Consider the following 7830-nt stretch of genomic DNA (forward strand, 5'->3'; position numbering starts at 1 on the left):
ATTTTACGGAGCACCTTCCGATACCGCAATCTGCCATTAAAGTAATGCTGAACATGGATATGGTAGGACGTCTGAATGCCCAAAACCAGCTGTATATGGGAGGTGCCGGCACTTTCCCCGGCGGAGTGGATTTTATGAAAGAGCTGGGCAAGGGTTCAGGACTTAACTTAGTGGTACATGCGGGAGGGGTAGGGGGTTCGGATCATGTTTCTTTTTACCGGAAGGGTATATCATGCATCGGATTGCATACAGGAGGTCATCCGCAATACCATACTCCCGCCGATGATGCAGTATTTATTAATGTTGCAGGAATTGGAAAAGTAGCGCGCTATATCTATCGTGCTGTGTACGGTCTTTCTGTGCGTGAAGGAGAGTGGGGGTTTGTTAAGCAGGAGTGAGGAACAAAGCCTGAAGCCTGAAAATCGAAATTTGAAGAAATACAAGATGCGGTCGGCACCCGACGCAAGGAGGGTCAGAATCGCATCTGAACGCAAAGCGCCGAAGGGAAGAACCAAATCACAAAAAACAAGGAACAAATAAAATCCGAAGCCTTAAGCGCTAAATCCGAAGAATACAACAACAAACTAAAATCGGAGATGCGGTCGGCACCCGATGCAAGGAGGGTCAGAATCGCATCTGAACGCAAAGCACCGAAGGGAAGAAGCAAATCACAAAAAACAAGGAACAAATAAAATCCGAAGCCTTAAGCGCTAAATCCGAAGAATACAACAACAAACTAAAATCGGAGATGCCGTCGGTACCTGACGCAAGGAGGGTCAGACCGCATCTGACAAGCACAGGAGATAAATTACAAGAACCAAATCACAAGAACCAAGTAAAAGTTCAAAATTCAAATTCGAAGGAGAAGTCCGGAATCCGAAGATGCGGTCGGCACCTGACGGAAGGAAGGTCAGACCGCAGCGGGGCGCAAAGCACCACGAATCAAATAAAATAGGTTGTTCCGAATTACTTCAAAGCTGCCTTTATCCCAAAGGGATAAAAGGTTTATAAAGAGCTATAAAACAGGTCTTCGACCCCGAAGGGGTCGCACCATTTTGATGTGACTGGGTTTTATAAACCTGCAACCCTTTCAGGGTCGTATAGCAATGCCTCATAAGTTACCTTTCAAATTCGAAACTGAAAATGGCTGTCAGCCTTGAGCCATCAGCTATGGGCTACGAGCAAAAAGAGTCATCCTATGAGTGATTACTCGCTGATAGCCCACGGCCCATAGCTCATACCTTACACCCTATACCCCATACCTTCATCAACTATTTCCCTCCAACCGCCTCGTCCACGGCAGCCTTAAACTGAGTATATATTTCCCTGCCCTGCTCGCCCGACTGTGGTTTTACAAATAAAATAGCGGCATAATTATTTTTGCGGTCAATATAGGGCCAGGTACCCACAAAAGAAGGGCTGCTTATTACTGTTCCTTTTCCTTCAGCGTCTTCCTCCATTAGCCAGGCGCCCATTCCATAATGCAAACCTTCTGTACCTTTGGGAGTATACTTAACCGGCAGATCTGCAAACTGTGCCTTTTCCATTTCTTCAACGGCTTTTTCGCTCATGATCCGTTTGCCTTCAAACATGCCGTTGTTCAGCAGCATCACCAGAAAGTTCATGTAATCGTTGGCGGTAGATTGTGCCCCCGCCGAAGGATTTACATATAAATTGTCGTAGTTAAAGAAAGTGGTCGCCCTCATTTTTAAAGGGCGAAGCAGTTTTTCCTGCACTACGCGGTCGAAGGTTTTGCGGCTTACCACTTCCAGCATCCGCCCCGCTATATTCATTCCAACGTGGCTGTAAAAAAACTCAGTCTGCGGATTGGTCACAATTTCTCTTTTCGTTGCAAAAAAATTCACTTCTTCCTCAAGAGATTCAAATTTTGATTTGGGCAGCAGCCTGCCCAAGCCGCTTTTTTCGGCTTCCAGCCCGGTGGTATGTGTCAGGCAGTGCCTTAAATTGATATATCCTTTCATGTATTTGGCCAGGATGGGGATCAATTTACCGGCTTTTGTGTCTAAGGTTATTTTGCCTTCATCTGCATAGATCATAGAAACGGCGGCAACAAGCCATTGACCGCTGGCAGCTACAGGCATTTGTATCTTGGCATTGAAATCTTCGCCGATCTCTTTTTTATAAACGATTTTGCCATCCTTCCAAACCAAAGCAACAACATGCTTACCCAGGGCTTTTTCATTTTTTTGTAGCATATCATCCACACCCGCAAAATTGTATTGGCCCATGACAGGCTGTAAGAATAACAGGAAAACTGCTAACAGGCTGAAATACAGGCAGGTTGGTATAGCTTTATATGACATAATTGCTGTCTTTTGTTTTTGGATTGTGTTTTGTGCAACAGGGGTTAAAGTTATTTGAAAACGAACAAAGGAAAACTTAAAATATGAACTTAAATAATTTCACCATTAAAGCGCAGGAGGCGATGGCCAAATCGCAGCAGATTGCTTTCAATAACAACAATGCGAATATTGAAACTGAGCATTTGCTCAAAGCCCTGCTCAGTGATGATGATTCGCCTGTTGAATTTTTGCTGAAAAAGAACAATGTGAACGTAAATTTTGTTGAAACCAAATTAGACGAGAGCATTAATAAATTGCCCAAAGTGCAGGGGGGTGAGCCGGCCCAGGTTATCAGCCGCGATGCCAATAACGTGGTGCTGCGTACCGGCGCGTTGCTCAAAACCTTCAACGATGAGTTTGTAAGTGTGGAACATATATTGCTCGCTATTTTGCAGGGAACAGATAATACCGCAAAACTGCTTAAGGACGCGGGCTTAACCGAGAAAGGTTTAATTACGGCTATAAAGGATTTACGGAAAGGCTCTACCATTTCTTCGCAAACCCAGGAAACCCGGTTTAATGTGTTGAACAAGTATGCAAGAAATTTAAATGAGCTGGCAAGGCAGGGTAAACTGGATCCGGTAATTGGCAGGGATGAGGAAATAAGGAGGACATTGCATATCCTTTCGCGCCGCAATAAAAACAATCCCATGCTGGTGGGCGAGCCCGGTGTTGGTAAAACAGCCATAGCCGAAGGGTTGGCCATGCGTATTGTTAATGGCGATGTGCCCGAAAACCTGAAAAGCAAGATCCTTTATGGTTTGGATATGGGGCAACTCATAGCAGGTGCAAAATACAAAGGCGAGTTTGAAGAAAGGCTGAAGGGTGTGATCAATGAAGTTACAAAGAGCGATGGGCAGATCATCCTTTTTATTGATGAAATACATACGCTTGTTGGCGCCGGTGGCGGCGAAGGAGCGATGGATGCGGCCAATATATTGAAACCTGCCCTGGCGAGAGGAGAATTAAGAGCAATAGGCGCTACCACTTTAAATGAATACCAGAAATATTTTGAAAAAGATAAGGCCCTGGAAAGAAGGTTTCAGAAAGTGCTGATTGATGAACCGGGCGTGGAAGATGCCGTTTCCATTTTACGGGGTATTAAAGACCGTTATGAAACCCACCATCATGTACGCATTAAAGATGATGCCATCATTGCCGCTGTTGAGCTTTCGCACCGTTATATCTCCGACAGGTTTTTGCCCGACAAGGCCATTGACCTCATTGATGAGAGTGCGGCAAAGCTGCGTCTTGAAATGAATTCCATGCCGGAAGAACTGGATCAGCTGGAAAGACAGATCCGTCAGCTCGAAATTGAAAGGGAAGCCATAAAAAGAGAAAATGATACGGAAAAGCTGAAAGAGCTTGCAAAAGAAATATCATTGCGCAGTGTGGAAAGGGATACGCTGAAAGCCAAGTGGCAGGAAGAAAAAGAGCTTGTTGAAAAGATCCAGGCCGGCAAGGCAGACATTGAAGCATTAAAAACAGAAGCTGAAAGAGCAGAGCGCAATGGCGATTACGGAAGGGTAGCGGAGATCCGTTACGGCAAGATACAGGAAGAAGAGAAAAAGATAGAGCAGTTCACCAGGGAGTTGAACGAGCTGGCTCCCGAAAAAAGACTATTGAAGGAAGAAGTAGACGCGGAAGATATTGCTGAAGCGGTAGCTAAGGCAACAGGTATTCCTGTGAGCAAGATGCTCCAGACCGAAAGAGAAAAATTGCTGAATTTTGAAGACGAATTGCACAAGCGGGTGGTAGGGCAGGAAGAAGCGATAACTGCCGTGGCTGATGCCATACGCCGCAGCCGTGCAGGTCTGCATGATCCTAAAAAGCCCATTGGATCGTTCATATTCCTGGGTACTACCGGGGTAGGAAAAACCGAGCTGGCAAAGGCATTGGCCGGTTACCTGTTCGATGATGAGAACATGATGACGCGGATTGACATGAGCGAATACCAGGAAAAGCATACCGTTAGCCGTTTGGTAGGCGCCCCTCCGGGATATGTGGGCTATGATGAAGGCGGGCAGCTAACCGAAGCTGTTAGGCGCAAACCCTATAGCGTGGTATTATTGGACGAGATAGAAAAAGCGCATCCCGATGTGTTTAACGTGCTGCTGCAGGTACTGGATGATGGCCGTTTAACAGACAACAAAGGCCGCGTGGTGAATTTTAAAAATACCATCATCATCATGACCAGCAATATGGGCAGCCAGGTGATACAGGACAATTTTGAAAATGTAACCGAAAGCAACAAGGAAGAAGTGGTTGAAAATACAAAGCGGGAAGTGTTGAATATATTGCGGCAAACCATCCGCCCGGAGTTTTTAAACCGCGTTGACGATATCATTATGTTCCAGCCACTGATGAAGAGCGAGATACGGGGCATCATCAATATACAGCTCAACCATTTAAAGAACCTGGTATCGCTGAACGGAATTACACTGGAATTCACCGATTATGCGCTCGACTTCCTGGCCGAGAACGGCTACGATCCGCAGTTCGGCGCCAGGCCATTGAAGCGGCTGATACAGAAAGAAATCGTGAACCAGTTGAGTAAAAGAATACTTGCGGGCGATATAGATAAGTCGAAGCCCGTTTTAGTGGATGTGTTCGACAATACAGTGGTCTTCCGGAATGAAAGCCCGTTGGGCAATACTGCAAACGAGAAGAAAAAGAAAGCCGTTTCTTAAACATTTTCATTCTTAATAGCAAAGCGTTATCCTTTCGGGTAGCGCTTTTTTGTTCTTAGTTGTTAAGATTTTTGCCACGAAGCCACCAATGCACAAAGAAAACGGTTTTCCGGCTACATGTTTCCCAACAGTTACCATGCTGCAGGCGGCCCTCCGCAGTTGGGAAAAGTATACAGTAGCGGGTGCAACGCTTTCTTTCCCTGGGTTGTCAGGCATTGAAAACGGTTGCTATGAAAAAAAGGATCCCATCATTATTGCCGGCATTATTTGCAGCAGGATATATGCTTGCTTTTCTCACTGGTTGCATAAAGGATAAAACAACCTCCACGCATACGGTTACTTATACGATAATGACACCGGTACTTAAATCAAAAGCAGATGTGCTGGCAGCCATCAACGGCAATCCCTCCGAAGCGGTTCAGCAGGCAGGGAAAATTTATATAAAAGATCAATTCATTTACCTGAACGAGGTAGACAAGGGTATTCATATCATTGACAACAGCAACCCATCCAGCCCTTCCCAGGTTGCTTTCCTGAATATACCCGGCAACCGCGATATCGGCGTAAGAGACAATATCCTGTATGCTGATATGTACAGTGACCTGCTTGCTATAGATATCAGCAATCCGAAAAAGGCGGGTGTTACCGGCCGGATAGGCAATTTTTTTATGAACAGGGTGTATGGCTACCGTTCAGTTGTAGACGATGATCATGTGGCTGTAGACTGGATAAAAAAAGATACCGTTGTAGCATATAACGACAGGTTTTACCTCGGGGGCGATATGTTAACGTTCAGCAGCGCTGCTCCTGTCGCTGCAATACCCGGCGCTAACGGTACTGCAGGCTCTATGGCAAGCATGGTATTGATGAATGATCACCTGTATGCCATAAGAGAGCCGCACAGTGTAGGTATTGTGAGTATCAGCACCCCCGCGGCGCCACGGTTAGATACCACATTCTATGCCGGCTTCGACCTGGAAACGATCTATCCTTTTGAAGATAAACTGTTCCTTGGCTCTTCCACGGGGATGTTCATGTACGATCTTACCGATCCTGTGGTTCCTGTACAACTGGGCACCTTCTCCCATGGCCGTGCCTGCGATCCTGTAATAACGGATGGTATATATGCGTATGTTACCTTGCGCGGGGGCTCTGCCTGTGGAGGAAATGCCAATGAACTGAATGTTGTGGATGTGAAAGACCTGATGCATCCCGTGCTGGTAAAAACCTACCCGCTTACCGGTCCCACCGGACTTACCAAAGACGGGAACCTGCTTTTTGTGTGCGACGGTACGAGCGGCGTAAGATTATACGATGCATCCGACCCCGGCGCGCTGAAACAATTGCAACTAATAGAAAGTGATGCGCCATATGATGTAATTGCAGCCAATAATACTGCTATGGTAGTTGGAAAGGATGGTTTGTATCAATACGACTACAGCAACCCCGATAATATCCGCTTGCTGAGCTTTTATTCTTTGAAAAGATAAGGCGTCAGATACGGTCTGACCCTCCTTGCGTCGGGTACCGGCCGTATCTGAATTTTTAATTTGAAATTGGCTCCCGCTCAAACTGCTGGTTGTAAGCCCGCTTGCGCTTAGTACCTGTTAAGCATCCGGCGCTTTGCTTTTTTGGTGATGCACGCTGGGTTTTAAACTTTGAATAAACAGGCAGATCCATCCGGCAATAAAGCAAAGACCACCCAACGGGGTAATGGCGCCCACGCCTTTAAGCCCCACTGTTTCGGTAGCGTTTAAATAAGTCAACAGGTACAGAGAGCCACTGAATAAAACGATTCCCGAAATAAAAAGAATGCCTGCCCATTCCATGATCTTTGTAGGCATTCTTCTGTATAAAATGCCAATAGCCAGTAAAGCGAAAGTATGATAGAACTGGTACCGCACGCCGGTTTCGAACGTAGCAACCACATCTGCTTCAACTAATTTTTTCAGGGCATGCGCCCCAAATGCACCCAACGCAACACTAAGGGCTCCAAGGATGGCGGCGTACCGGATAAATTGTTTAGACATATTTCCGTTTGATTTCCTCAAAGGTAATATCTGAAATGGATTCTGTAGACAATATTATATGCGCCTGTTTATAATATGTCTCCCTTTTTTGCAGGTTGTTTTGAATGAAATCTTCGATAGCCTGCTCATCCAGTTGTTTGATCAGCGGACGGTGCATCTTTTCTTTTAATAATCTTTCTTTCAGCACAGCCGGTGGCGTATCTAAATATATGGTCAGCCCGTTTGCATTCATCCATTGCATGTTATCGTAAAAGCAGGGGGTGCCACCACCCGTGGAAAGAATGAAACCATCTTCTTTTTCAAAACTATAGAGCCTTTTGCGCTCCTGTTCCCGGAAATAAGCTTCACTATGCCGTTCAAATATTTGGGGGATGGTTAACCCTGTATATCGTTCAATTTCAGTATCCAGGTCAAAAAAATGCAAATGCCCCTGTTTTGCCCAAAGCCGCCCCCAATAGGTTTTGCCCGTTCCCATAAAGCCCAGCAGAAAGATTTTCATACGCTTTTACTTAAACGCGTTCAACCCGGTTACATCCATCCCGGTTATCAGCAAATGTATATCATGCGTGCCTTCGTAGGTGATCACGCTTTCGAGGTTCATCATATGCCGCATTACCGAATATTCGCCCGTAATGCCCATGCCACCCAGTATTTGCCGGGCATCTCGGCAGATACCGGCAGCCGTTTCGCAACCATTGCGTTTGGCCATGCTCACCTGCTGGGGCGTTGCTTTTCCTTCATTCATCA

At 45.9% G+C, this 7830-nt stretch carries 7 protein-coding genes; 3 read left to right on the forward strand and 4 right to left on the reverse strand.

Translation table 11 applies throughout. From position 1 onward, the window contains the following. The coding region (locus PLH26_RS18095) for a M28 family metallopeptidase (RefSeq protein WP_324587439.1) at window positions 1-398 on the forward strand (398 nt) is incomplete at its 5' end. An 873-nt stretch (window positions 399-1271) separates the two neighbouring features. Here the strand turns inward: PLH26_RS18095 and PLH26_RS18100 are convergent. Beyond that, window positions 1272-2324 (reverse strand): serine hydrolase domain-containing protein, encoded by a 1053-nt coding sequence (locus PLH26_RS18100; RefSeq protein WP_324587440.1) that lies wholly within the window; start codon window positions 2322-2324, stop codon window positions 1272-1274. Window positions 2325-2407: 83 nt separating this feature from the next. Between PLH26_RS18100 and clpB the strand changes: the two genes are divergently transcribed. Beyond that, entirely contained in the window at window positions 2408-5053 is a 2646-nt protein-coding gene (gene clpB / locus PLH26_RS18105; protein WP_324587441.1) for an ATP-dependent chaperone ClpB, read from the forward strand. Between the two features lie 230 nt (window positions 5054-5283). After that, window positions 5284-6543 (forward strand): LVIVD repeat-containing protein, encoded by a 1260-nt coding sequence (locus PLH26_RS18110; RefSeq protein ID WP_324587442.1) that lies wholly within the window; start codon window positions 5284-5286, stop codon window positions 6541-6543. A gap of 117 nt (window positions 6544-6660) precedes the next feature. Here PLH26_RS18110 and PLH26_RS18115 read toward each other — a convergent pair whose 3' ends face one another. From PLH26_RS18115 to PLH26_RS18125, 3 genes are all read right to left on the reverse strand, one after another. Further along, window positions 6661-7083: a DUF423 domain-containing protein gene (locus PLH26_RS18115; RefSeq protein ID WP_324587443.1), complete on the reverse strand. Its 423-nt coding sequence runs from the start codon at window positions 7081-7083 to the stop codon at window positions 6661-6663. Beyond that, window positions 7076-7582, reverse strand: a complete 507-nt coding sequence (locus PLH26_RS18120) for a shikimate kinase (RefSeq protein ID WP_324587444.1) — start codon at window positions 7580-7582, stop codon at window positions 7076-7078. Before PLH26_RS18120 ends, PLH26_RS18115 begins: the two co-directional genes overlap by 8 nt. Window positions 7583-7588: 6 nt before the next feature. Further along, window positions 7589-7830 (reverse strand): acyl-CoA dehydrogenase family protein (locus tag PLH26_RS18125; protein ID WP_324587445.1); only part of this gene is annotated, 242 nt, incomplete at its 5' end.

It is taken from the genome of Agriterribacter sp. (genome assembly GCF_035444585.1).
Taxonomy (GTDB): Bacteria; Bacteroidota; Bacteroidia; order Chitinophagales; family Chitinophagaceae; genus Agriterribacter.